Origin of the sequence: Clostridium fungisolvens (genome assembly GCF_014193895.1) — a bacterium.
GTDB classification, from domain to species: domain Bacteria; phylum Bacillota; class Clostridia; order Clostridiales; family Clostridiaceae; genus Clostridium_AR; species Clostridium_AR fungisolvens.
On record NZ_BLZR01000001.1, the window covers coordinates 3513092 to 3539262 of the forward strand.

General features: G+C 32.8%; 27 protein-coding genes. 1 reads left to right on the forward strand and 26 read right to left on the reverse strand.

What is annotated here, in order from left to right:
• The first annotated feature begins 355 nt into the window (after window positions 1-355).
• Window positions 356-1996: a putative manganese-dependent inorganic diphosphatase gene (locus bsdtw1_RS15495; RefSeq protein ID WP_183278461.1), complete on the forward strand. Its 1641-nt coding sequence runs from the start codon at window positions 356-358 to the stop codon at window positions 1994-1996.
• Between the two features lie 134 nt (window positions 1997-2130).
• On the opposite strand, the gene bsdtw1_RS15500 is transcribed toward bsdtw1_RS15495, so the two are convergent.
• The 26 genes from bsdtw1_RS15500 to fliF form a co-directional block, all read right to left on the reverse strand.
• The gene (locus bsdtw1_RS15500; protein WP_183278462.1) at window positions 2131-2910 is read right to left on the reverse strand and encodes a flagellar basal-body rod protein FlgG; all 780 of its coding nucleotides are present in this window, start codon (window positions 2908-2910) and stop codon (window positions 2131-2133) included.
• 12 nt (window positions 2911-2922) lie between these two features.
• Window positions 2923-3696 (reverse strand): flagellar hook-basal body complex protein, encoded by a 774-nt coding sequence (locus bsdtw1_RS15505; protein WP_183278463.1) that lies wholly within the window; start codon window positions 3694-3696, stop codon window positions 2923-2925.
• Window positions 3693-3815 carry a hypothetical protein gene (locus bsdtw1_RS23635; RefSeq protein WP_261850662.1) on the reverse strand — a complete coding sequence of 41 codons (123 nt, stop codon included), beginning with the start codon at window positions 3813-3815 and terminating at the stop codon, window positions 3693-3695. Before bsdtw1_RS23635 ends, bsdtw1_RS15505 begins: the two co-directional genes overlap by 4 nt.
• A 77-nt stretch (window positions 3816-3892) precedes the next feature.
• Window positions 3893-4339 (reverse strand): hypothetical protein, encoded by a 447-nt coding sequence (locus tag bsdtw1_RS15515; protein ID WP_183278464.1) that lies wholly within the window; start codon window positions 4337-4339, stop codon window positions 3893-3895.
• A gap of 13 nt (window positions 4340-4352) precedes the next feature.
• Window positions 4353-5078: a FliA/WhiG family RNA polymerase sigma factor gene (locus bsdtw1_RS15520; RefSeq protein WP_183278465.1), complete on the reverse strand. Its 726-nt coding sequence runs from the start codon at window positions 5076-5078 to the stop codon at window positions 4353-4355.
• Window positions 5079-5091: 13 nt separating this feature from the next.
• Complete coding sequence (locus tag bsdtw1_RS15525; RefSeq protein ID WP_183278466.1) at window positions 5092-5730, reverse strand: flagellar brake protein; 639 nt, start codon at window positions 5728-5730, stop codon at window positions 5092-5094.
• 11 nt (window positions 5731-5741) lie between these two features.
• The gene (locus bsdtw1_RS15530) at window positions 5742-6602 is read right to left on the reverse strand and encodes a MinD/ParA family protein (protein ID WP_183278467.1); all 861 of its coding nucleotides are present in this window, start codon (window positions 6600-6602) and stop codon (window positions 5742-5744) included.
• Complete coding sequence (gene flhF, locus bsdtw1_RS15535; protein WP_183278468.1) at window positions 6596-7813, reverse strand: flagellar biosynthesis GTPase FlhF; 1218 nt, start codon at window positions 7811-7813, stop codon at window positions 6596-6598. The genes bsdtw1_RS15530 and flhF overlap by 7 nt, the downstream gene beginning before the upstream one ends.
• Window positions 7813-9876 carry a flagellar biosynthesis protein FlhA gene (gene flhA / locus bsdtw1_RS15540; protein WP_183278469.1) on the reverse strand — a complete coding sequence of 688 codons (2064 nt, stop codon included), beginning with the start codon at window positions 9874-9876 and terminating at the stop codon, window positions 7813-7815. The genes flhF and flhA overlap by 1 nt, the downstream gene beginning before the upstream one ends.
• Window positions 9877-9896: 20 nt before the next feature.
• On the reverse strand, window positions 9897-11726 hold the full coding sequence (locus bsdtw1_RS15545; RefSeq protein ID WP_183278470.1) for a fused FliR family export protein/FlhB family type III secretion system protein: 1830 nt from the start codon (window positions 11724-11726) through the stop codon (window positions 9897-9899).
• An 11-nt stretch (window positions 11727-11737) separates the two neighbouring features.
• Window positions 11738-12007, reverse strand: coding sequence for a flagellar biosynthesis protein FliQ (fliQ, locus tag bsdtw1_RS15550; protein ID WP_183278471.1), 270 nt, complete (start codon window positions 12005-12007; stop codon window positions 11738-11740).
• A gap of 11 nt (window positions 12008-12018) precedes the next feature.
• Window positions 12019-12792 carry a flagellar type III secretion system pore protein FliP gene (gene fliP, locus bsdtw1_RS15555; RefSeq protein WP_183278472.1) on the reverse strand — a complete coding sequence of 258 codons (774 nt, stop codon included), beginning with the start codon at window positions 12790-12792 and terminating at the stop codon, window positions 12019-12021.
• On the reverse strand, window positions 12789-13151 hold the full coding sequence (locus bsdtw1_RS15560) for a flagellar biosynthetic protein FliO (protein ID WP_183278473.1): 363 nt from the start codon (window positions 13149-13151) through the stop codon (window positions 12789-12791). Before bsdtw1_RS15560 ends, fliP begins: the two co-directional genes overlap by 4 nt.
• 14 nt (window positions 13152-13165) lie before the next feature.
• On the reverse strand, window positions 13166-13666 hold the full coding sequence (locus bsdtw1_RS15565) for a flagellar basal body-associated FliL family protein (RefSeq protein WP_183278474.1): 501 nt from the start codon (window positions 13664-13666) through the stop codon (window positions 13166-13168).
• Window positions 13666-14373 carry an OmpA family protein gene (locus bsdtw1_RS15570; RefSeq protein ID WP_183278475.1) on the reverse strand — a complete coding sequence of 236 codons (708 nt, stop codon included), beginning with the start codon at window positions 14371-14373 and terminating at the stop codon, window positions 13666-13668. The genes bsdtw1_RS15565 and bsdtw1_RS15570 overlap by 1 nt, the downstream gene beginning before the upstream one ends.
• A complete protein-coding gene (locus bsdtw1_RS15575) occupies window positions 14366-15175 on the reverse strand; it encodes a motility protein A (RefSeq protein WP_183278476.1) in 810 nt (269 codons plus the stop codon). Before bsdtw1_RS15575 ends, bsdtw1_RS15570 begins: the two co-directional genes overlap by 8 nt.
• Window positions 15176-15188: 13 nt before the next feature.
• The gene (locus tag bsdtw1_RS15580; protein ID WP_183278477.1) at window positions 15189-15377 is read right to left on the reverse strand and encodes a flagellar FlbD family protein; all 189 of its coding nucleotides are present in this window, start codon (window positions 15375-15377) and stop codon (window positions 15189-15191) included.
• 55 nt (window positions 15378-15432) lie between these two features.
• On the reverse strand, window positions 15433-18111 hold the full coding sequence (locus bsdtw1_RS15585) for a flagellar hook-basal body complex protein (protein WP_183278478.1): 2679 nt from the start codon (window positions 18109-18111) through the stop codon (window positions 15433-15435).
• A gap of 90 nt (window positions 18112-18201) precedes the next feature.
• Window positions 18202-18588 carry a TIGR02530 family flagellar biosynthesis protein gene (locus bsdtw1_RS15590; RefSeq protein WP_183278479.1) on the reverse strand — a complete coding sequence of 129 codons (387 nt, stop codon included), beginning with the start codon at window positions 18586-18588 and terminating at the stop codon, window positions 18202-18204.
• A 10-nt stretch (window positions 18589-18598) separates the two neighbouring features.
• Window positions 18599-19285: a flagellar hook capping FlgD N-terminal domain-containing protein gene (locus bsdtw1_RS15595; protein WP_183278480.1), complete on the reverse strand. Its 687-nt coding sequence runs from the start codon at window positions 19283-19285 to the stop codon at window positions 18599-18601.
• An 11-nt stretch (window positions 19286-19296) separates the two neighbouring features.
• A complete protein-coding gene (locus bsdtw1_RS15600; protein ID WP_183278481.1) occupies window positions 19297-20967 on the reverse strand; it encodes a flagellar hook-length control protein FliK in 1671 nt (556 codons plus the stop codon).
• Window positions 20968-20972: 5 nt separating this feature from the next.
• Window positions 20973-21413: a flagellar export protein FliJ gene (gene fliJ / locus bsdtw1_RS15605; RefSeq protein WP_183278482.1), complete on the reverse strand. Its 441-nt coding sequence runs from the start codon at window positions 21411-21413 to the stop codon at window positions 20973-20975.
• A gap of 6 nt (window positions 21414-21419) precedes the next feature.
• Window positions 21420-22730 carry a flagellar protein export ATPase FliI gene (fliI, locus tag bsdtw1_RS15610; RefSeq protein WP_280514151.1) on the reverse strand — a complete coding sequence of 437 codons (1311 nt, stop codon included), beginning with the start codon at window positions 22728-22730 and terminating at the stop codon, window positions 21420-21422.
• 115 nt (window positions 22731-22845) lie between these two features.
• Window positions 22846-23595 carry a FliH/SctL family protein gene (locus bsdtw1_RS15615; protein ID WP_183278484.1) on the reverse strand — a complete coding sequence of 250 codons (750 nt, stop codon included), beginning with the start codon at window positions 23593-23595 and terminating at the stop codon, window positions 22846-22848.
• The gene (gene fliG, locus bsdtw1_RS15620) at window positions 23579-24595 is read right to left on the reverse strand and encodes a flagellar motor switch protein FliG (protein WP_183278485.1); all 1017 of its coding nucleotides are present in this window, start codon (window positions 24593-24595) and stop codon (window positions 23579-23581) included. Before fliG ends, bsdtw1_RS15615 begins: the two co-directional genes overlap by 17 nt.
• Window positions 24596-24598: 3 nt before the next feature.
• Entirely contained in the window at window positions 24599-26170 is a 1572-nt protein-coding gene (gene fliF, locus bsdtw1_RS15625) for a flagellar basal-body MS-ring/collar protein FliF (protein WP_183278486.1), read from the reverse strand.
• Window position 26171 lies beyond the last annotated feature (1 nt).

Genomic DNA, 26171 nt, shown 5'->3' on the forward strand with positions numbered 1-26171 from the left:
AACATCTATAATAATATATGTAGACAGGCTATTAGTTAGAACATTGTATTATTGTTTATAGATAAACCAGTTCCAAATAAAACATATAGTTGATGATCTTTTTACTATTATTATTTAATATAATCCTCTATTAGTTTTATTAGATATAACTGGATTATCTATTCCGCTGAACTGATAAACTACTTCAATCATTAAACTCCAAATAAAGATTTCGATGGTTCTACGAATCTTTATTTGGATAAATTATAATATGAAGTAGTTTATCTGTAAGTTTACAGTAACAATCTTTACAATTTACATCCTAACTATTAGAATATATTAGTATAATAAATTATCACAAAGGAGGATTCGTTCAGTGAAAGACATTATATATGTTACTGGTCACAAAAATCCTGATTCAGACTCAATATGTGCTGCAATAGGATATGCAGAATTTAAGAACAAAAGCGGAGATATTCCTGCTATACCTGTTAGACTTGGTGAACCTAATCAAGAAACTCAATTCGTACTAAATTATTTCGGAGTAGAAAAGCCAAAATTTCTAGAAACAGTTAAGCTAAAGGTAGAGGATTTAGAGTTTGATAGAATCGAATCAGTTACACCTGAAATATCATTAAAACAGGCTTGGCATATCATGAAAGATAATAACGTTAAGTCTATACCTGTAGTAGATTCCCACAAACATTTAGTAGGGATTCTTTCAACAGCAAACTTAACTTCAAGCTATATGGATATATGGGATAATTGCATATTAGGCAAAAGCAATACTCCTATCGAAAATATTTTAGATGCACTTTCTGGTGAAGCGCTATACATAAATGCTGCTAATGCTACTTATCCTGGCAAAATTGTTGTTGCGGCTATGCAACCTGATTCAATGAAACAAGTGGTTGCAGCTGGAGATATTGCTATAGTTGGTGATAGAGCTGAAACTCAAGAAGCTCTTATAGATTTAAAAGCTTCACTTGTAATCATCACTGGTTCTCATAAAATGAATGCTGATCTACTTGAAAAGGCTAAGGCTACTGGAGTTACAGTAATATCTACTCCTTATGATTCCTTTACTGCTTCAAGATTTATAGTTCAATCAATTCCTGTTGAATATGTTATGGCTACAGAAAACTTAGTTTCATTTTCAACTGATGAATTAGCAGATGATATAAAACATGTTATGGCTGAAACTAGATATAGAAGCTACCCAGTTGTAGATAGTGAAAACAAAGTTGTAGGAAGTATCTCAAGATATCATTTAATTTCTAACCATAAGAAAAAGGTAATTCAAGTTGACCATAACGAAAGAGGTCAATCTGTACATGGTCTTGAAGATGCTGAAATCTTAGAAATAATCGACCATCATAGAGTTGCTGATATACAAACTGGAAATCCTATTTATTTCAGAAATGAACCTTTAGGAAGTACTTCTACTATAGTAGCTAAGAGATTCTTTGAGAATGGACTTACTCCATCTAGAGAAGCAGCTGGATTACTTGCTAGTGCAATAATTTCAGATACACTACTATTTAGATCTCCTACTTGTACTCCAGTAGATAAAGAAATCTGCTTAAAGCTTGCTGAAATAGCTGGTATAGATGCAGAATCTTATGCAAAAGAAATGTTTAAAGCAGGTACATCTTTAAAAGGAAAAACTGTTGAACAAATCTTTAATCAAGACTTTAAGCCTTTTACAATAGAAGGTATAAAGGTTGGAGTAGCTCAAGTTAATACAATGGACATAGAAGGCTTTATGCCTTTAAAAGATGAGATGCTTGAATACATGGAAAGAAAAGCTGAAGACTCTGGCTTAAAAGTGGTTATGCTTCTTTTAACAGATATAATAAATGAAGGTTCTCAACTTTTAGTTACAGGAAAACTTCCTGAAATTGCTGAAAGAGCATTTAAGATAACCTTAAGCGAAAATACTGCTTATCTTCCTGGTGTACTTTCAAGAAAGAAACAAGTTATTCCACCTATAACCAATGCAATATCAAATCTATAATAAAAAATCAGCTAGAATTTCTAGCTGATTTTTTTATTATATCCTTAAAATTAATGCGCTCCTTCATCCAGTACTTTAATGAGCTTCACAGAGAATTAATATTACTATAAAAAAATCAAGGTAAAGATGAGTCTTTACCTTGATTTTAAGTTATTTATCATTCCCCACATCTCATCAGCAGTAGTTATTGCTTTTGAGCCTAATTGGAATGCTCTTTGCGTTACTATCATATCTGCAAATTCTTTACCCATATCAACATTTGCATTTTCTACATATCCTTGAAGGACATCAACATTAGTACTCTTTACTACTTGAGCACCAGCCTTTGGAACATATAAACTTTCACCTACTGAAGTAAAGGCGTCGTTTCCTACGGCAGTATATACAGGAACTTGTCCTACAACTTTATTACTATCTTTCAAAGTTATAGTTCCTTGTTTATCTATTGTGAAGTTATCACTACTTATTTTATCCTGTAATGCTACAGTATCCTTGTTATATCCAGCGGCATATTCAACATCTAAAAAATTACCTTTAGCATCAACTAAATTTCCATTGGAGTCAACTTTAAAGGACCCATCTCTACTATAAGCAACAGACCCATCTGCCTGTTTAACTCTAAAATAGCCTTCACCATCTAAAGCTAAATCAGAGGACTTTTTTGTTTCCTGTAACTGTCCCTGAGAGTCATCTCTAACCCATGAGGATGTTCTTACCCCTGTACCGGTATAAGCAGTTTTATCATTAATAGGATAACCTTGCTTATCTAAACTTTCCTGCATCAAATCTTTAAATGATACATCTACTCTTTTATACCCTGTAGTGCCGACATTTGCTAAGTTATTAGATATTGAATCTAACTTTTCTTGGTTTGCAAGCATTGCGCTTTTTCCATTCCATAAAACTCTAAACATGCTTACCTCCTATTATCTAACTGATCCAATTTCATTTGCTGCTTTTGATAAGGTCTCATCCATAGTTTGTACTACTTTTTGAGTTGTTTCAAAGCTTCTCATGACAGTCATCATATTTACCATTTCATTTACTATATTAACATTTGATTTTTCAAGCGTCTTTTGTTTTACATAAACTTGTCCGTTGTAATTAGGAGTTTCGCTTGATTCGTACAAATTATCTCCAAGTTTCTTTAGATTTTTATAATCATTAAAATCAGCAACTTGCATTTTATATTGTGGTACATTATTTACAATAACATTATTGCTATTATCAACAGTTAGTTTACCATTTCCAACATAAATAGGCTCAGAAGCACCAGTTTTTATATTTCTGCCCATTACACTGTCGCCTTCACTAGTTACCAAGTATCCTGCTGTATTAATCCTAAACTGACCATCCCTTGTGAAATATGTTTTATCTCCTCTTTTAACAGAGAAGAAGCCTCTTCCATCAATAGCCATATCTGTATCATTATCAGTACTTGAAAGAGTACCTTGAGTAAATTCTACGTCTGTACCATCAATCTTAGCTCCAAGACTCAAACTTCCTATTGTGTTTTTTACGTTTTGACCGCCAACAACTTTATCTTTGTTTTGTATTAACACATCTTGAAACTTTTTCACCTTTAAATCTTCAGCCTTATATCCATTAGTATTGGCGTTAGCCATATTGTTTGTGATAACATCTTGCTTTGCTTCTAAAGTCACCATTGCATTTACAGCTGTATATAAACCTCTAATCACTTTTTCACATCCTTATCAAATATTACTTTGCTCTCATCCTGGTATATCATTCCGTAGCCTCTAGCTTTTTCTTCAATTCTTTCTCTTGACATACTTACATTGTATTGATAACCAAACATGCAGAAAGTACCTATTAAAATTCCTATACCAATTCCAAGTAATATTTTTTTATCAGCTAGAAATAGAAATATTTCTCTTACTTTTTGTATAATCCTTTTATTAATAGTACTTCCCCCTTTCCAATAGCAAGCTCCTCACAAATTTGGTCATCAGTGAAGCCCTTATCTAAAAGTTCCTTCACTGATCTTGCCTTATCAGAAATCATATTTTTATTTGAGTTCTTAGTCACAGAAACAGATTCTTCATATGAAGCCTCGTCATCTATACGATAATCAATAGTACCACTTTTATTATCGTCAGGTTCTTCACTATTCTTAATAGCTTTTAGTCTTTCTATTTCTAACTGGAGCTCTAATATAGTTTCACTAAACTCTCTTCTTAGATTACCAATTTCTATATCGTGCTCCTCTACTCTTTCTCCTCTTTGCTCAAGGATTTTCTCAAAGGAACCGTCTTCTTTTTTTAAAGCTCTATAATTTATTGTAATAAGCAATACTCCAATAATAATAAGTACAAATGGCATTTTAACTACCTCTTTATATGTAATGAAGCTTCTTCATAGCTGCTCTTAGATTTCTTATTGCCCTACTATGTAATTGACATACTCTTGACTCTGATACTTCTAATACCTTACCTATTTCCTTAAGTGTAAGACCTTCATAGTAATATAAGCTTAATACTATTCCATCTTTTTCATTCAATAATCCTAAAGCCTTACTTAACATCTCAACCTCTTCTTTTTCTTCTAAGGTTTTTTCAGGACTAGGACTGTTCTTATCTTCTATTATACCCATAATCGAAATATCATCATCATCTGAAAATATAATATTTTCTAATGATACTATTGATATGTAGTTTATGTAGTTTTCAATTTCACCTACACTCTCTAATGACATATTAAGTGCTTTAGCTATTTCCTCATTGCTCGGTTCTTTACCTAAGCTTTTTTGAAGAGAGTCTATTACTTCATTGTATCTATTAAGTTTATCCATAGCACCCTTTGATATAGGGCTATTTCTTCTTATTTCATCAATCATTGCACCTTTTATTCTTATAGAAGCATAGGTCGAAAACTTCATTCCTTTACTCTCGTCAAACTTGTTCATTGCGTCCATGAGACCAACCATACCATAACCAACTAGATCATCGTACTCAACATATTTGCTTTTGCCAAGAATAACTCTAGATGCTATATACTTAACTAATGGTATGTATTTTTCTACTATTTTGTCTCTATACGCTAAAGCACCTTGTACTGCCATATAAATTCCTCCCTTAGAGTAATTCTCTTTGTTTTCTCATTATATCAAACACCATTCTTATGATCTTATCTCTAGTTCTTTCATCTATGTTGTCAAAATTCACACCATAGATCCATTGTTTATCTTCAGTAGTTTCTACCCTTACTATATTTCCCTTTACTAATACTTGTTGATTACTATATTTAAGTTCAGAGATAATACTATCGCCTTTTGATAACTTTTCCTTGAGTTTAACTCTCATTCCTCCGCCACTTAAGTCTAGCAATATTGCAGTATTAAGTTTAAGCTTTTCTATATCCTCTACTGTATAATCCCCAGTAATATAACTTATTATTTGAGCAACTTTAACTCTCACATAATCTCTTCTTTGTATTCTTACTATGTCATATGGATTAGTCATAACATACATAGGTATATTATTCTCTTGTGATCTAGAAATTATTGTGGATTTAAACTTAAAAACATCTCCATCATCACAAAAGCTCATAAATTCTAAATCTAATCCCCTTGAAACAGTTAGGTATTGACCCTCGCTTGCAGGTAAATTTATGTTAAAGAAATTTTCTCCTATGTCTTGAATCTGACATCTGTATATCCTTTCTTCAAACAATACATCTAGTCTGTTGTTTACTAATAAAGTTAAATTGCCCATCTAATTCACTCCTACGAAAATATCTTAAATATCTTTTTAAACAATCCCTGAACTCCAGTTCCATTTTCTTTTTCAGCAGATCCAAGTAAATGATTTCCTATATCCTGAATACATTCTGCAGCATCTGAGCCTGGATATCTTACTATAAAAGGCATCTGTTCTCTAACAGCTTGAACTAATTTCTTATCATCCAACACACATCCATAGTATTTTAAGTTCATACTTAAAAACTTATTTACTACGTTTTCAAATTTAGAAAACGTTTCTTCCCCTTCTTTATATGAAAGAGCTTTATTTACTACTACATTTGCCCTATCTTTTATCTTAAAATGACTTGTGGCCTTCAGAAGACTATAAGCATCTGTCAAAGAAGTAGGTTCTGGTGTAGTTATAACGATAAGCTCATCACAGCAAGATATAAATGCTAATACGGTTCTATTAATACCTGCTCCAGTATCCATAAATATATAATCGAAATCTTCTATCTCAGAAATTTTGCTTAAGAACACTTCTCTTTCTTCATCGGTTAAATCTTCTACCTTGTTAAGCCCTGAGCCTCCTGGTAATAGTTTTATACCGAATGGTCCTGTTGCTAAAACATCATTTAAATTTTTATTATTATTTATTACATCAAATATATTATACCTCGAAGAGATTCCCATTAAAACATCATCATTCGCCATTCCTATGTCAGCATCGAAGATTAATACTTTTTTACCCATCTTTTGCAAATGAATCCCTAGATTTACTACAAAGTTGCTTTTTCCAACTCCACCTTTTCCTGAGGTTATAGTTATTATCTTCCCTTTTTTTGTTAAAGAAGGATTGCTACTCTGCGCAAGCTTTCTAAGGCTCTCAGCTTGATCTAACATATATTATCCTCCCCCATAATGAGCTTAGCTATCTGTTCTTTTGTAAAAATAGTTATGTCATCTGGAACTGTTTGACCTGTTGTCATAAAGCTTATAGGTTTATCTGCCAATTGCAATATGTTTAAAATAGATCCATAAACGGAAGTCTCATCTAGTTTAGTTATTATCACGTGATTGTAATTTAATATCTTAAAGCCCTCTACAATTGACTTTATATCACGATTTTTTGTAGTAGCACTTATAACTAAATGTATGTTATCTGAATTGACTTTTTGTACAAAAGCCCTTAGTTCAGATATTTGCATTGAGTTCTTACTGCTTCTTCCTGTAGTATCTATAAGTATTACATCACAATCTTTCATTGAGTTTACTGCATCTTCCATCTCTTTGATTGTTATAACTACCTTAAACTCTAAATTCATGATTTCTGCATATGTCTTTAATTGATCTACAGCACCAATCCTATATGTATCTACTGTTATAAGTCCTACTTTTTTCTTTTCAATTAATGCCATTCTCCCTGCAAGCTTTGCTATTGTAGTAGTTTTACCAACACCAGTGGGCCCTACTAATACAACCGGTCCTTTTAAATCTACGTTCTCAACTTTAATTCTTTTTTCTATAACATTTTCTAAAGCCTCTTCATCATGCTCTTCAGATAAAGGTATATCTTTAATTAAAGTTTCCGCTAAATTTTCCTCTATATCATTATTTATAAGGCTTTTTCGGATATTTTCATAGGGCTTTTCTTTAGCATCTTCACCAGATATAACCTTAGAAATTAAACTTTTCATTTCTCTCATTTCTTTTACTATATAGTCTTGAGTATTATTTAGAGAATATGAATCCTTTAATGTCTCATTCATCGGTCTATTAGAGTTCGCTCTGACTGTAGAACTTCCATCATCTTCTCTATCTGTTTTGTAATTTATACCACTTTTACTACTAGATATCTGATCATTCATTAACTTTTTTATACTCTCAATGGAGTCTTCTAAAGTATCTTCTTTCTTTCTATTATCAGCTCCGTCTTTTTTTGATGCATTTTCTACCGCAGCTGTTACCTCGATCATTTTAGGTGAAAAGATGCCAATGAATCCAGGTTTCTTTACTTTTCTTTGACTTATTATAACGGCATCTTTTCCAAGCTCATATCTGATTCTTGTCATTGCCTCATTCATGTTTTTAACCATGTATTTTTTAATAATCATTAAAACGTCACTACTCCTTCAGTTCTAATCTCTACATCATTAGGAATCTCATTTAGAGATATTACCATAACATGAGGAAATACCATCTCAATTAGCTTTCTGAAAGGAGCTCTCACATTTGGTGATACTAAAATAACTGCTTGATTATTGAAAAAGTAAACAGAATCTAAAGTATTCTTTATTGAATTAAATATTATAGTAGTAGTATCTGGATCAACTGCTGGGAAAGAACCATTGATAGACTTTTGAATATTGCTTACTATCACTTCCTCAATTTGTGGATCCAATGTTACAACAGATACCCTTCTATTTTCATCAATTATCTGATTACATATAGTTCTTGATAATGCAAATCTAACATACTCAGTGAGAAGCTCAATATCTTTCGTATTTCTTGAGTTATCTGCTAAAGATTCCATAATAGTTACCATATCTTTTATTGGAACCTTCTCCCTTAATAAGCTTTGTAATACTTTTTGTAGTTCTCCGATTGTCATTAAGTCTGGTATAAGTTCCTCTACAACCGCACTATACTTTTCTTTAGTATTATCCACTATTAGTTTAACTTCTTGTCTTCCTAATAATTCATAAGAATGTGCTTTTATTGTTTCAGTTAAATGAGTAACCATTACAGTAGTTGGATCTACAACTGTTAACCCCTTAATTTCAGCTTCCTCTCTTTGATCCTTATTTATCCACATAGCTGGAAGTCCAAAGGTCGGCTCAATTGTTCTAATACCTGGAATATCTGCATTTTCACCAGATGGATCCATACATAAAAGCATGTTTGGCATCATTTCTGAACTTGTTACTACTGTTCCTCTAATCTTTATAACATATTCATTTGTTTTAAGTTGAAGGTTGTCCCTAATTCTTATAGGTTGAACCACTATTCCCATTTCAATAGCACATTGTCTTCTTACTGAAGCAATTCTTTGTAGTAAATCTCCACCATTACTTTCATCTGCAAGCGGTATAAGGCCATATCCTATCTCTACTTCCATAGGCTCTACCTGTATAAGAGTCATTACATTTTCAGGCTCTTTTCTTTCTACTTCAGCAATGGCTTCTTCCTCTTGAACTATCTCTCTTACAATCTTTTCTTGCTCATCTTTATATAATGCATATGCTCCTGCTCCAAAGCCTACAGCCATTATTAGGAAAGGCACTTTAGGCATTTGAGGGATCAATGCTAAGAATAGCATTAATACTGAAGCAAGTCCTAAAACTATAGGGAATCCTGTAAGTTGCTTTGAAACAACTGAACCAAAATTCTCAGCATTACCAGATCTAGTTACTAATATACCTGACGCAGTAGATATTAATAGCGCTGGAATCTGGCTCACTAACCCATCACCTATAGAAAGCCTAACAAACTTTTGAGCTGACTCTGTTATTGGAAGTCCCATCATAACGCTACCAATAATAATACCACCTATAATATTTATTATAGTGATTATTATGGCTGCAATAGCATCTCCTTTAACGAACTTAGAAGCACCATCCATGGCTCCATAGAAATCAACTTCGGCCTGAAGGTCTGCTCTTCTTTTCTTAGCACCCATCTCATCTATAAGTCCTGCATTCAAATCAGCATCGATACTCATTTGTTTACCTGGCAATGCATCTAGTGTAAATCTAGCTGATACTTCTGATACTCTTCCAGAACCATTTGTTATTACCACAAACTGTACTATCATTATAATTAAAAATATTATAATACCTACAACATAGTTGCCTCTAATAACGAATTCACCAAAAGAATCAATAACCTGACCAGCATATCCCCCTGTTAATATAAGTCTAGTTGATGATATGTTTAATCCTAATCTAAAAAGTGTTGTAACTAGCAGTAAAGTTGGGAAAACTGATAGTTGAAGCACATTAGTAGTAAACATAGTTATAAGAGCTATAACCACCGACAATGTTATGTTCAGTGCTATTAGTATATCTAGCATACCTGCTGGGAAAGGTATTATTATCATTAATATTATGCCTATTACGCCTAACGCAACAAGAACGTCTAGATTCTTTTTCAAACTTATCTTTCTGCTACCTTCCATAAATTAATCTCATCCCTTTCCTATTTTTTCTTCATCTTAAAAACTATCGCTAATATCTCAGCTACTGCTTGATACATATCAGCTGGTATTTCTCTGTCTACATCAACCTGCTCATATATAAGTCTAGCTAAAGGTTTATTTTCTAATATTGGAATATCATTTTCCTTAGCAATTTCTTTTATTCGAAGGGCTATATTATCTGCTCCCTTTGCAATTACCTTAGGCGCTTCCATATTTCCTTCTTGATATTTTATTGCTATCGCCAGGTGAGTAGGATTTGTTATAACCACTGTAGCATCTGGGACAGCTTGCATCATTCTTCTTGTAGCCATTTCTCTTTGTCGTTGTTTTATCTTTGATTTTATTTGAGGATCTCCTTCCATTTGTTTAAATTCTTCTTTAACCTCTTGTTTTGACATCCTCATTTCTTTATTGAACATTCTTCTTTGCATAAAGTAATCTAATGCAGCAATAACAACCAAGACTAGAGTAATCTTCATAAATATATTTAGTAATAATCTTTTAAATTCAGCTCCAAGAGATGGTAAATAGAAATTACCTATATTTATAATCTCCATATAGTTTGACTTTACAAAATCATAGCCAATATATGCCAAGATGCAAACTACTATAAAGTTTTTCCCTAAGTCGACGAAATTTTTCTTAGAGAACATATTTTTTAATCCGTTTAGAGGATTAAGTTTCCCTAAAGAAGGTTTTAATGGCTCTGCTGTAAACAAGAAACCACTTTGTGCAATAGATGACAATATACCTATTACCATGATAGGTACAACTATAGGTATTAGATCTTTCATTATTCTATAAATCACCATTAAAGACAAACCGTTTAGATAACTTATATTTATCTCTTGATGAAAGTTATTTGACAAAAAATATATAAGATTATATTTTAAATCACCACCTATATATCCACCTAGAGCAGCTATTACAAGTGTGCAAGCCACTAAAGTCATTGCAAGGTTTACATCCTTACTACGAGGTATTTGACCTTTCTTTCTAGCTTCAGATTTCTTCTTAGGAGTTGCCTCTTCTGTTTTGTCCTCTGCAGCAAATATGAATACTAGGGGTAATGCCTTGTATATATTTTGGTATACATCTGGCAGATAGCTAAAAGCTGCTATCATTGCTTTTATTATCATAGGAAGTGCTATCAAAAATGAAGCTACTCCAACTAGCATCTTGATAGGCATTCCAAGTATCATTATATTTAACTGTGGCACTGTTCTAGATATAAGTCCCATAGTTAAATCAGTTATTATTATTATCAATACTATTGGTATTGCAATTTTCAAACCTATTATAAAATACTGAGTAAAAGAATTAAGTATGGTCATAATACTCTCTTGAAATATAATGCTTTTACCTATACCTACAATCTTATAACTACTAGAAAGTTCTTTTATCAGCATATGATGTCCATCTACTATGAAAAAAATCAGTATAGCTACCCAGTATAAAAGTCTAGATAATAAACTTGAGTTGGACTTTGTGTTTGGATCAAACATAGATATCATACCAAGACCTATCTGCTGATCCATAAGGCTTCCTGCCATTTCTATGACATAGAATATAATTGAAGTTACGAAACCCAAAGTTATTCCTGTCATAACTTCATTAAATGCATAAATTATTATTGTATAATTACTTTGGATATTTTGTATAACACTTATGTCTATAGTTCCTACTAGTATCATTGATAATATAAGATTTAAAGATATTTTAAAGGCTGCAGGTGTTCCTGAAGGAAAAAAATTAGGTATCACTGTAAAGAATGTTACGAGTCTTAGAAAGATAAAAAATATCGCTAAAAAGTACGCTGTATCTATCAAGTTTATCACCTTTAATGTACTATATTAGCGATCATTTGAAATATTCGCTCAGTGAAAGACATTAGCTGTGTCAACATCCAACTACCTAATAATAATCCAACAGCTGCAACTGCTATGAGTTTTGGGACAAAAGTAAGTGTCTGCTCTTGTATCTGAGTAGACGCCTGAAAAATACTTATTAATAAACCAAGTACTAGTGAAATCACCAAAAATGGTGCTGAAAGATATAATGCGGTTGTTAATGCATCCTTTATTATTCCTATAACTAATTGTTCACTCATATTAACTCACCTCAAGAAAAACTCATAATTAACGATTTCACTATTAAGTACCATCCATCTACCAAAACAAACAGAAGAAGCTTAAATGGCAGAGAAATCATAGCTGGAGGTAGCATAAACATACCCATAGACATTAGAACACTGGAAACTACCATATCTATTATTAAAAAAGGCAAAAAAATCAAAAAGCCAATTTGAAAAGCTGTTTTTAACTCACTAATAGCAAAAGCCGGAATTACAACATATAGAGGAACTGTATTTTCATCTATTTTAGTCGCATCCAATTTTGCTGCTTCAATGAAAAGCTTTAAGTCTTTTTGTCTTGTCTGTTTCAGCATGAATTGCCTTAATGGCTTTGAACCAACATCAATAGCCTGCTGCTGTGTTATTTTATTGTCCATATACGGCTGCAATGCATTGGTGTTAATATCATTATACACTGGCTGCATAATAAATATAGTTAAAAATAATGCCAACCCAATCAAAACTTGGTTAGGTATAGACTGTTGTGCCCCTATTGCATTTTTAAGGAAAGAGAAAACTACTACAATCCTAGTAAAACTGGTCATCATGATCAGAAAGGATGGTAGTACTGAAATTAGTGTTAACATTACCAATAGTTTTATATTTGACACATAATCCTTAGGGTTAGTTGTATTTCCCACAGTAATATTAACATTAGGTACAGGGGTGTCCTGTGGAGCAGCTTGTGCTTTATATGTAGTAAGTCCTATTAAGACAAAAGCTAATATTAAAATAAATATGTATTTCTTTTTCAATTTCATCTTATTTTTCCTTTAAATCCTTTTACCTTAATATTTCCGAAAATATCCGAGTACTTCTTCATCATATCCTGTTGAAACTGATCCTTACTTTCTAATATGTTTCTCAAAGTCTCTTCATCAATTTCTTCTAGTTTTTCTGTGCTATTCTGAGAACAACTCATCACAACACCTTTGCTACCAATCTGAAGAAGCACTATGGATATTTCTTTAGATAACTGAATCTTTTCTATTACTTTTATATATCTACCTTTTTGAAGACTATTATACTTGTTTCCAGTAAGTTTTAGTGAAATTAGTGCCAAACATAATATAAACAGAAAACTAAACACTAACTTTATAATTAAAAAAAATAAATCCATAATTTACTCATCCCTTACTGTACTATAAGTTCTTGAAAATATGCCTCTATAAATTGACCTTGTGAAACTCTTTTATTTAATGTATCAATTAATTCTTTTTTAACTTGTTCCAAATTCTCTGATTTAAAATCAGCTGCTTTTTTTGATTGCAAAAATTCAAGTGCTGTTGATTGAAGCGCAATTAAATCATCAGTTGATTCTGTTGCAAGTTTTTTATTAGTTTTATCGTATCCAATTGACACCTTCGCTTTAAGGTAATGCTTTTCTTTATCATCGTTAAGATTTACAGTGTATTCTCCAAGTTCTAAATAAGCTTCTGATACTTTAGCAACTACTTTTGAACTAGAGGTACTTGAGCTATCTTTTCCCTTTACGTAAAGAACATAGTATCCTCCAAAAAAGCCCATACCAGCTAGGATTAAGACAAGTAAAACTATTATGATAAGATTACTCTTTCCCCCTCCGGTTTTTTCTGCCTTTTCTTTTTTTTCTTTTTTTTCTTTCTTCTCAGCCATTACTTCTTCTCCCTTTCTAATGCAACTATCAAGATATTTATTCTTCTATTTTTAGCTCTATTTTCAGCTGTGGAGTTATCAACTATAGGTTTATATTCTCCAAATCCTGCAGCTGTAAATCTAGCAGCATTAACATTTTCTTGATCAATAAAAAATTTAACAACATTAACTGCTCTCGAAGCAGAGAGATCCCAATTGCTCTGAAATCTATATGTATTTATAGGCACATTATCAGTATGCCCTTCGACAATTATATTATTGGGAACAGTTTTAATTAGATTTCCAACTTTATCAAGCAAACTTTTACTATCCGGGATTAAATCAGCTTTGCCTGATTCAAACAACAGACTATCCCTAAGCTGTAGTATAACACCTCTATCATCTTGTTTTAATTCAACTGATGCCCCAAGTTTATTATCTTCTATATATTTTTTAGACTTCTCATATATATCATTAATATTTGCCTTTTTTTCCAAGTCGCTTGCAGTATTCTCAACAATATCAGTACTCTGTGCTTTAACCTTTGCACCCTGTCCTGTTAATATCCCCTGTAGCGATGTTGGTATTGAAGACAAACTTTGCTCATCCATAGTTGAAAAAGAATATAATAATATAAAAAGTATCAAAAGAACCAATATAGTACTTGAGAAAGGTATTAGCCATTGATCATTTTTAACTTGCTCCTCTTGTACTCTTCTTCTAGCCATTATATACAGCCCCTTTTAGACTGCTTGTATTTTTTAAATATTCCAATCTTTCTTTAGGTGAAAGATAATTAACAAGTTTTTGCTCCATTATTCTAGGGTTTACTCCAGATTGTATTGAAAGAACACCTTCAACTATCATCTCTCTAATTGCAACTTCCTTGTCATTTTTAACCCCTAAGTTAGCTGCAATAGGATTAAGTATTACATTAGCTAATATAACTCCATAAAGAGTTGCTACAAGGGCTTTTGCCATGCCTGAAGCTAAAGAACCTGAATCATTTAAGTTAGAAAGCATTTGTATAATTCCAATTAAAGTACCTATCATACCAAAAGCTGGCGCATAGTTGCCCCAAGACTTAAATATATTTGCTCCTTTAGTATGTCTATTTATCATTTCATCTATTTCTAATTCCATTATTTCCTTAATCATTTCTGGCTCTGTTCCATCAACAACCATTCTTAATCCATTTTTGAGAAATTCATCTTCCATGGTACTTATATAATCTTCTAAAGAAAGTAGCCCATCTCTTCTTGCTTTCTTTGATATATCGGTGAACTGAGTTACAATCTCACTTCCTGAAATCTCAGTATCCTTTGTTGCTGAAATAAATACTTTACCAATATTCTTAATTTCATCTAAAGAATAATTTACTATTAGTGCACAAAGTGATCCCCCTACTGCTATCAATATAGACGGGAAATCAAAAAATATTTTAAATCCTGCACTATTGTGCATCCCAAAAGCCAACATGATTATTCCTGCTATTAGACCTATCACAGTAAGCGAATCAAACTTCTTCATAGCTTACCTCCTATTACTTTAGAGCGAATATCTTATTCTTGTATCTTATTACTTTATCCACTACTTCTTCAACAGTCTCTAATACAATGTATTTCTTTCCATTTGTAAGTGTAATTATAGTTTCTGGAACTTCTTCAATTTTTTCTATATGTTCAGCATTTAAAACAAATTCCTGATTATTCATGCCAGTAACATTAATCATTAAAGCCTCCTATTAGTTGTATGGGACATCATTTAGATGTCCCATATATTTTTTATTATCTCTTTAAGTTGATTATATCTTGAAGTATTTCATCACCAGTATTGATCATCTTACTACTTGCTTGGAAAGCTCTTGTAGCAGTTATCATATCAGTAAATTGTTCTGCAAGGTCAACGTTTGACATTTCAAGCATACCTTGAAGCGCATCTCCAAATCCCTTACTGTTATCATCATCTCTAGTATTTGATCCACTCTTTATAGTAGCTTCTCCAGAGTTTACTGATTGAGCATAAAGATTACCACCAAGTTTAGTAAGTCCTGATGCGTTCTTAAAGCCAGCCATCGCTACTTGTCCAAGTGCTGCTACTTTTCCATCTTCAAGAACTCCGTTTATTATACCATTTTTATCAATTGTATAGCTTTTTATTCTAAGTTCTGTATCAGTTCCAGGTATTTTAACCTTTTCTGGTATTCTTAAAGTTTTTAAGCCACCATCATATGCTTTAACAGTTTTAGTTCCGTCAACAAAAGTAACAGCTCCGTTTTCATCTAAACTTTGAACTGGAGTACCACCCTCAGAAATATCTGAAACTGATTGAGATTGAGTTAATGGTCTTATAGTTGACCCAGTTGGAATCGATAATGTCTGATCTATTTGAGCATTTTCTAAAGCATTTTGTATCTCTCTATTTAACCTCTCAACTGTAACTCCTGGTGTCACAAAGTCGCCATTTAAAATTATCTTCTTATTAGTAGTATCTATGTCTACAGATGGGGTTGTTCCTTGTGTAACTTTACCTACTTGCACAGAATATCCATTTAATGCTGCTCCTGTACCTGCTACAAAACTTAAACCTAAAACATCACTAGCAATTTGAGGTGCCACTTTTTCTGAACCACCAGAAATTTGATTTGATACTAAGTTTGAATAAGTCTTTCCAGTACCGCTTCCAACTGTTACTTTATAAGTAGTATCGTAGTTTGCTGCAGTAACTCCTGCTGGAGGATTAGCAATTACGGCATCCTTAATAGCCTGTTGTAATTGTGTTGAAGTAACCGCATTTGGAGTTAAGAAGTCACCTGAAATTTGTACAACCTTTTGTGTTGGATCACATACAGCTGTTACTGAATTTGCTCTTACATCAACTACTTGGAAAGTATATCCGTTATAAGTTGATCCCACTGGGAATGATAATTTTAAGTTTGCAACTGTAATATCTGATGGCTTACTGTCATCACTACCATTTTCTATTTTTCCAACTTGAGTAGCTAAAGGATCATAGGTTCCTGTAACAGAAAGTAGCTTTGGTGAAGTTATATTATTTTTAACTAGTTCATTATTATATAATGTTGCTAAATTAGTCACATTTGAAGCTACTGATAAATCGCCGTTCATCGTAACTACCATATTTGATTTATCTATAGTTACTGATGGAGTTACACCTGATCCGGTATTACCATACTTTATAGTATAATCATTTAATTTTCCACCATTATCAAAGTTAAATGTTAATCCACCTAAAGAAGCTATTGGAACTCCAGTGTCATCTGTAAGTGTTGGAACAGCTTTGTTTGCTCCTAAAGAATCTGTTTTTGCACTTATTTGAGATAATGTACTTACTGAACCAGTTATCTTTTCAACTTGTTGACTAATTCCTGCTGCACTTAGTCTATCATTTATTGCAGCTAATAATTCAGTATTGCTTACATTTCCATTTACTAAATCAGCATTTATTACTATCTTATTAGGGTTCTTAGTAATAGTTGCATCTGTAGTTGTTCCTGGTCCTATCTTATCGAATTCAATTGAATAACCTTCTAGTTCTTTACCATTTCCAAATTGGAATGTTAAACCTGCTGCTGTTACATTTCCTGGTGCCGCATCATCTAATCCACCTACTGCCTTGTCAGAAGCTAATTTATTTATCACATCAGGCTTTCCAGCAACAAATACACTTTGTGCTATTCCAGCTGAATTAAGAGCTTTGTTTATTGCTGATTCGACCTGAGCAGCTGTTAAGGCACCTGCAGTTGCAAAATCACCACTTAATACTATTTGTTTATTACTTTTATCAACGTCAGCAGAAGTTACAGTTTGAGGTCCTATTTCTCCAACCACAACTTTATATCCATTTAAAGCTGATCCTGGTCCAAACTTTATATCTAATCCATCTAAGTTCACCTTATTTGGTGCTACTGAAGATGCAGCTACTGATGTATCATCATTTGTTAAAGAATATCCCATAACTCTGTATCCATCAGCAGTTATTAAGTTTCCTTGTTCATCTAAGCTAAAAGCACCATCTCTTGAGTACATAAGCTGTGCACCTGAATTAGTTAAAGATTGAGCAGTTATATTATGAGCTCCAGCTCTTTGGTTAACTTGAAGCTGATTATCTCCAAAAACCGAGCTACCTTTACTAACCATGAAGAATCCATCACCGTCAATTGCCATATCTAGAGCTCTTCCTGTTGGTTGTAAGTTACCTTGTTTCATTACAGAATCTATACTTGCAAGCTTTACACCAAGTCCAACCTGTGCTGAGTTTACACCACCTTGATTTGCGTTTGGCGCCATTGAATCCTTAACACTTTGGCTAAGCATGTCCTGAAATCTTGCAGTCGAAGATTTAAATGCTGTTGTTCCAACATTGGCTATATTGTTACCTATAACATCTAGCTTAGTTTGGTTTGCTTTCATTCCACTAATTCCTGAATACATTGATCTTAACATATATATTGACCTCCCAAAATTTTAATTTAAAATACCTTGCTTCTATCCTTCCACAAGGTGAGGCCCCCTATCTTAGGTCCAGCCTCTTGTTTATAAAATCACTACGCTATCAACGTTAGTGAATACATTTTCCTGAGCTCTATTCTTCTCTACCGCAGTTATTATTGTATTATTCTCTACACTGGCAATCAAAGCCACATCCTTGTATACCATGACCGTATTCTTTGCACCCTTCTCCTTGGCTAAATCAAATCCTCTTTGAATTTTCATGTAATCTGCTTTTGAGAAATTTATATCTTTTAATCTTTCCGATGCATGATTAGAGATCTTGTATCCATATTCTTTTGAGATTATTTTCTCATCTAATATATCTTTAAAGCTCTTCTTACTAGCATCAGTATTCTCTTTTTTTCTTTCTAAAGGTGCAGTTAGGTTACCAACTAAATACGGTTTACCATTTACTATCCTATAACTCACACCTACCACCCTATTCTACAGCATTTACTTTTGTAAGCTTATCGTAAGTGAATGTCTTAAGAGCATCCGATCCATCAACCTTAACTGATAAGTTTATAACTCCATTTTCCTTTGAAACACCCTTTACAATTCCCTTGTAAGCATTACCAGCACTATCTTTATCTGAGAATTCTGCTTGCTTACCAATTAGTGATGCAGCTGATAAGAAAGACATATTTCCATTGATATTGGTTATTGGTGCTATGGTACTGTCTGGTACATCCAAAACAGAATCAATATTACTCATAGAGAAATCTTTATACTGATTTTGCCCATTTACATTTACAGCTACACTGATTGTAGTTTCACCATTCTTGGTACTTACAGCTTTTACCACTCCTGTATATGGAGTTCCGTTTTCGTCAAGGTCTTTCATAGTAACACCTTTACCTACTAGTGAGTTAGATGCAAAAGAACTCATTGTAGTATTTAAGTTTGCCATTTGTTCCATTGAAGTGAATTGTGCCATCTGTGATATGTACTGTGTACTGTCCTTTGCGTTATCTGGATCTTGGTTTGACAACTCTGCAGATAAAATCTTTAAAAACGAATTCTTGTCCATATCCTTACCAGGTTGTATTATTGTTGTACCTCTTGAAGTAGCTCTTGACCCATCATAATTTTGAACATAGCTTGTTGAATTTATATCTGTTGCCATTATAACACCTCCTATACTAAATAATTAAGATTATTATTTATGGTAGCTTGTCTATTATTATCCTCAATACTTATATCATCTTCTGATAAATTACTATTGCCTCTATTGCCATTTCCTTGATTTCTATTTTCTTTTTGTTCACTGCCAAATCCAAAGTTTGCTGCTTGAGAGTTTGGATCTCTGTTAGGATTATTGTAATTATCATTTCTAAGCTCTATAGCAACTTCTGGTATCTTTATCCCGTTAGAGCTTAAACTCTTTTGTAGTTCCTTCAGATTATCATTCAAAAGACTAAATGCTTCTTTTGTGTTGGCTGTTAATGTAGCTTTCATGCTATTTGTATCTAAAGTTAGTTTTATAGTTATTTCTCCTAAGTTTCCTGGGTTAGTTTTTAAAGTTAATTCTTTTACATCTAACTTTTCCATGTACTTAATTGATTTAACTATATCATTTATCATCGTATTTCTATTAATAACAGGTTGTTCATTTGGAGTTGCAACAGCTTGAGTATTATTTTTCATCTGATCAACCATCATCGAAAACTTACTCTGCACATTGCTATCCTTATCACCAATAATAGATTTAAGTAATTTATCACCGTCAATAGAATCAGAAGTTATCTTCTTTGTTGAATTATCAACAGATACATTATTTTCATTTGTTCTGAATCTATTAGCAGCTACATACAAGTTATTTACATTTGCAGATGTTTTTTCTTTATTAGTACCATCTTGCTGTAAATCACTTTCCTTTACATTATTTTTTATATTAATTAATTCAAGAATAACTTGTTTAATATCTTTTGTATCTACAGTTGATTTTAATGACTTATCATCTTGTGGTTTGTCATTTACAACAGTTTCAATTAAATTTTGTAAGTTTTCCTTAGTTTTGTTATCTAATTGCAAAGGCCCTTGAGTTTGTGAATCATCAACTTTTCCCAATAGATTCATTATTTCTGTAACTATGTTTGATGATTTTGTCTGTGCACTTGCTGAAGAATCAATATTTTGACTATTGTTACTCGCAAAATCCTTAACAGTTAAATCTATAAGCTTTGTATTGCTCACTGCTTCTTTTATTGATGATACAACTTCAGCATCAGAACTTTTATTATTCGCATCTGCAGTTGTGGTTTCATTATTTACCTGAGTATTATTTCCCATCAAGAACATAGCTAAAATTGCAACAAGTTTATCTACATCATTCCCTGTCTTATCTTTATCAGATTGATTATTTCCTTGGAAATTACTATTATCTACCTCGGCTTTATCTTGTGTAGTATTAACAGTTGCCCCTAGAAAATTATTTATATCTTTATCTCCTTCAGAGACTTCTTTAATAATCTGCTTTATAGAATCAACTATTGAATCTATTACTTCAGGTTTCTGCTCTGGAAAAATCTCAGATACTTGTTTTTGTAGACTATCTCCCTTGTTGTCCAACTGTTCCTTAATTTGTTTAAGCTGTGATAATGTATTGTCTAGTTTGCTACCATCTGATTTTTCATCTAAATCCTTACTATTTACATCAGTCTTATTTGCTGCTGTTTTAGATAAAATTGATGAAAACTTTGAATCGCTTTGATCACTATAATTTTTATTATTTACAGCTTGGTTACTTTGATTGCTTGGACTAACCTGCATTAAATCGAGTACATTATTAATTCCACTTATATTCACTTTATTCACCTCCTTTCAATGTTCCTAAGGTGAGCGTATAAAGCAAATTCATCATTTGTAATCTGCTCTTGTCTGTCAATCTCTTTGATGAAAGCTTCATATCTTTTCTCCTTAAGTATTTCAACAGTCTTCTTGTCTATCTGTTTCTGCTTAAGGTCTTCTCTCCTGTAGTTCAATTCTTTGTCTTTTTTCGCAAGTTCTTTTTCTTTATTTTGTATTCCTACACTTAAAGCATTTAGATAATTTCTCTTTATCTTCTGATAAGCTGCTGATTCGCCACTTTTTATGCTTTTATATTGTTCAAAACTTTCATTCATCTCTTTAATATTTTGTTCAATTATTATCTTTTCTCTTTGAGTATTTTGAAAAAGCCTTTTACTTTCTTCCTCTTTTTCTACTCTAATATCTAGAACCTTTTGAAGACTAAACTTAAATCCATTTGCCATGATATCCTATCCTTTAAACATTGAAATAAGTCTATTTTTACTTTCTTCGTACGTAGATTTTTCATCTATTCCTTGTTTTAAAAAGTTTATTATGAAGTCATGATAATCAATTGCCATATCCACTTTTCTGTTGCTGCCTCTTACGTAAGCTCCTATATTTATCAAATCCTCGGATTCTTTATATGTAGCTAAAAGATCTCTCGCAAAAGAACTTACTTCCTTGTGAATATCTTCAGCTATAGTAGGCATAAGTCTTGATACAGAGTTTAGTACGTCTATAGCAGGATAGTGATTTTTATGGGCTAAAGCTCTGGAAAGCACTATATGTCCATCAAGTATACCTCTCACAGCATCGGCAATAGGTTCATTAAAATCATCACCATCAACAAGTACAGTATAGAATGCTGTTATTGACCCTTTATCTGAAGTACCTGCACGTTCCATTAATTTGGGTAACATTGCGAAAACAGAGGGTGTATATCCTTTTGTGGCTGGTGGCTCTCCAATCGCTAGACCAACTTCTCTTTGTGCCATTGCAAATCTAGTTACCGAGTCCATCATAAGAATAACTTTTTTTCCTTTATCTCTAAAATACTCAGCTATTGCAGTTGCTGTTAAGGCTCCTTTTAATCTTACAAGAGCTGGCTGATCTGATGTAGCACATATTACTACTGATCTTTTCATACCTTCAGGGCCAAGATCCTTTTCAATAAAGTCAAGAACTTCTCTTCCTCTTTCCCCTACCAATGCAATTACATTTACGTCTGCTTCAGCTTCTCTAGCAATCATTCCTAAAGTTGTACTTTTACCAACTCCACTACCTGCAAATATCCCAATTCTTTGTCCATCACCACAAGTTAGAAATCCATCAATTGCTCTGACTCCAGTTGGTAGTACATCCTTAATTCTTCTTCTTTTCATAGGATCAGGAGGTGAATTATCAAGCTGATAGTATTCTCCACTAGTTATTTCTTTACCATCAAAAGGCATTCCCAGTCCGTCTAACATTTTACCAAGAAGCTCGTCACTGCATCTAACACTTAAAGGTCTGCCTTCAGGTACTACCTTGCACCCTGGTGAAATACCAATAAGATCACCTAAGGGCATTAATATTACTGAATCATCTCTAAAACCTACAACTTCACATTTTATTGGTTTATTTCTTTCATTATATATGGTACAAAGTTCTCCTACAAAAGCCCTAATTCCCTCTACTTCAATAGTAAGACCTATTACCTTCTTGACTCTACCTTCATAATGATTGAAGTTTACTTCATCTAAATCATTGATTATTGCTTCAAAATCAATCGAGATCATCATATACCTCCTGTTATAAGGATGTACCACTTCGTAATAAAACTTATTATTTTTAAATTCTCTCACCAGAAGCCGTGAGAGTTTTAAAAATACATTTCGGTTCGAAATGGTACATCTATAGAAGAGCCTCTCTTAACTTTTCCATTGATATATCAATACCTACTTTTACAGTCCCATTTTCTTTCTCTATCACTGCATTACCTGGATTAAGTGAAGAATCTTCTATAACAAAAATCTCCCCCTGTATAACAAATCTACTCTTCCATAGTTCAAGTTGTGCCTTAACAGATTCGATATGTATAGAATTACATTTAATAACGAAAGTTTTTGTGCCTTTGGATTCAGCTATAACATCCTCAACTATAGAGTCCAGACCATGCTCTGTTCCCAATTTCTCTTTTAATATCTTTTCGGTCATTTCCACTGATAGTCTTATGATCTGTTCCTTTTTGTCTTCTAGATATGCTTCATATTCTTGCTTTGCAGAAAGCAGCAAATTGTTAGCATTGCTTATGATAGAATTAGCTTCATTTTTAGCTAATTCTATATTTTTTTCATAAGCTTCTTTATATCCATCTTCATAGCCATTTTCAGTACCTTGTTTATAACCTTTTTCATAGGCTTCTCGCTCTAATTCTTGAGCTTGTACATATGCAGCTTCCAGCATTGCATCTTTTTGTCTTTGAGCATTTTTTATTATATTGTCACCAATATTTTTGTAACTCTCAACCATTCTTGCAGCTTCTTCAGGATCGTTTAAAAGCATCTCATCCATAAGGCTTTTTTGTTCGTAATCTGTATTTATCTTTTTACTATTTCCTGAAGTTACAATATTACTTTTAATAACACTAAAGGATGATTGCATCTTCTCCACCTCTTGCTAGAATTATTTCTCCAGCTTCATCTAATCTTCTAATTATAGAAACAATCTTTTGTTGTGCTTTTTCAACATCCATAAGTCTTACTGGTCCTAAGAATTCCATATCTTCTTTTAATGAAGCAGCTGCTCTCTTAGATTGATTTTTAAATATAGCATTTGCCACTTCTTCAGAACATCCCTTAAGTGCCAGTGCCAACTCCTTAGCATCTGTTTCTCTAAGTATTCTTTGAATTGATACATCATCAAGAGTGATGATATCTTCAAATACAAACATGCTACTCTTAATCTTTTCAGCAAGATCTGCATCTTCTCTTTCTAAGCTTTCAGTTATATTCTTTTCAGTTGTTCTGTCAACCTGATTTAATATATCAACTAAAGTATCAACTCCACCTAAGCTAGTTACTTCTGTTCTAACTATAGATGATAATTTACTTTCTAAAACCTTCTCAATTTCTTTTATTACCATCGGTGAGGTGTTGTTCATGCTTGCAATTCTAAATGCAACATCACTTTGAAGTTCCTCAGGTAATTCTGCTATAACTTGAGCTGCTTTTTCTGCTTGAAGATAGCATAAAATCAAGGCAATAGTTTGAGGATGTTCATTGGAAATAACATTAAGTAATTGATGTGCATCAGCTTTTCTAGCAATAGAAAACGGTCTATACTGCTGAGTTACTTCTGTTACTTTCTCCAAAATTTCGGATGCTCTTTGCTGTCCAAGAGCCTTTGATAACAAGACTCTTGCATAATCCATTCCACCCTCAACTATATAATCTCTTGCTTTATTCATTTCAAGAAATTCATTTAATATTTCTTCTCTTTGCTCTGCACTAACTGAAGTGATATTAGCTATCTCATACGTAATCTTTTGTATCTCACTCTCTGGTAACTTCTTAATGATTCCTGCAGAAGCTTCAGGACCAAGAGTGATAAAAAGTATAGCTGCTTTTTGCATTCCAGTTAATTTAGTACCTTCTCTTGGCATTACCTATCCCCTCTCATTCTCTGCTAACCACGACTTAATTATCTCTGCTACTTGTTCTGGCTTATCAGTAGCATATTTTTTGATTTCGTTTTCCATATGAGTCTTTTCATTATTAACATCAAAGTTAATTGGCTCAAATCTCTCTATATCCTTTGGATCTATTCTATCATTCACAACTACATCTAGTATATGTTGTCTTTCTTCCTCAGCTGGTTTTCTAAACCTTCTAATTACTAATATAATACCAACTATTAATACTAAAGCTGCTGCTCCAGCTACCCCTAAAGTCTTATAAAGGGCCATCTTCTTTTCATTAGCTGCATCAGCATTCATTTGATCTATCTCTTTCTGAATTGCTGCCTTATCGGTTGGATCAAAGCTCATTCCAAGGACATTTATTGAATCTCCTCTATTTTGATCAAATCCAATAGCACTAGAAACTATACTTTTTATTGCGTCTTGTGTTGTCGAATCCATCTTTCCATCAACTATTACAGACGCTGTTACTCTCTTTACTTCTCCTGGAGCACTTATTGTTTTTTCTTCAGTACTTCCAACTGAATACTCAACATTTTGAGATTCATTTGAACTAATATTTTGTCCCCCAGTAGTTGCAGCTATAGTATTAGAAGAATTGTTATCAACTGGACTTTGTGAAGTAGTTCCACTACTATCAGTTCCTGTTTGCTTAGTTGTTTGTTCTTTGTTTACAACTTTATTTGGGTCATATGTTATAACAGTCTTCTGTTTTGAATCTAAATCTAAAGTAGCACTTACTTTAGCTTTAACCTTATCCTTACCTATTACAGGTTCTAAAAGTTCTACTATATTCTTCTCTAGATTCTTTTCATAATCTGCTTGTAATCCTTGTCTCTGTTCAATGCTTGATGATGATACTTCATCACCATTTGTATCGTATAATCCTTTTGATAAAAGGTTCATTTTATCATCTACAACTTCTATGTTTTCTTTAGGTATGTTTTCAGTAGCACCTGACACTAAAGAGACCATAGCTTTAACTTGATCATTTGATAATTTAGCTCCAGTTTTAAGTTTTAAATATACAGACGCCTTACCTGGTGTCTTATCCTTTACAAAAACAGAATCTTCAGCAGGGGTTATATGTACTCTTGCACTTTCAATTTCACTAAAGCTCTTGACTGTCTTTTCTAGCTCTCCTTGCTGCATTCTTAGTTTCTTTAATTTAAACTCCTCATCAGTCATACCGAAGGAGCTACCACTATCCATTAGTTCATATCCCTTACTTCCATCTGTTAACTGTGGCGCAAGTTCCAGTCTCAACTCATCAATTTGAGTTTTAGGCACAAGAATACTACTTCCTGATATCTTCATATCAACTTTGTCTGCCTTTAGCTTTGTCGTAACAACCTGAGCATCATCTGCAGCCAAATTAGAAAACAGGATTCCGTACTTATTATTACCGGATATAATAGTATATGTTATGATTGCGAACACCACAGCTAAAATGGAGATGCCTAAAGCTATTTTTTTACCTTTACTCATAGCTTTAATTTTTTCCATAAAACCTTTAAGGCTCTCTAATAGCTTATTCATT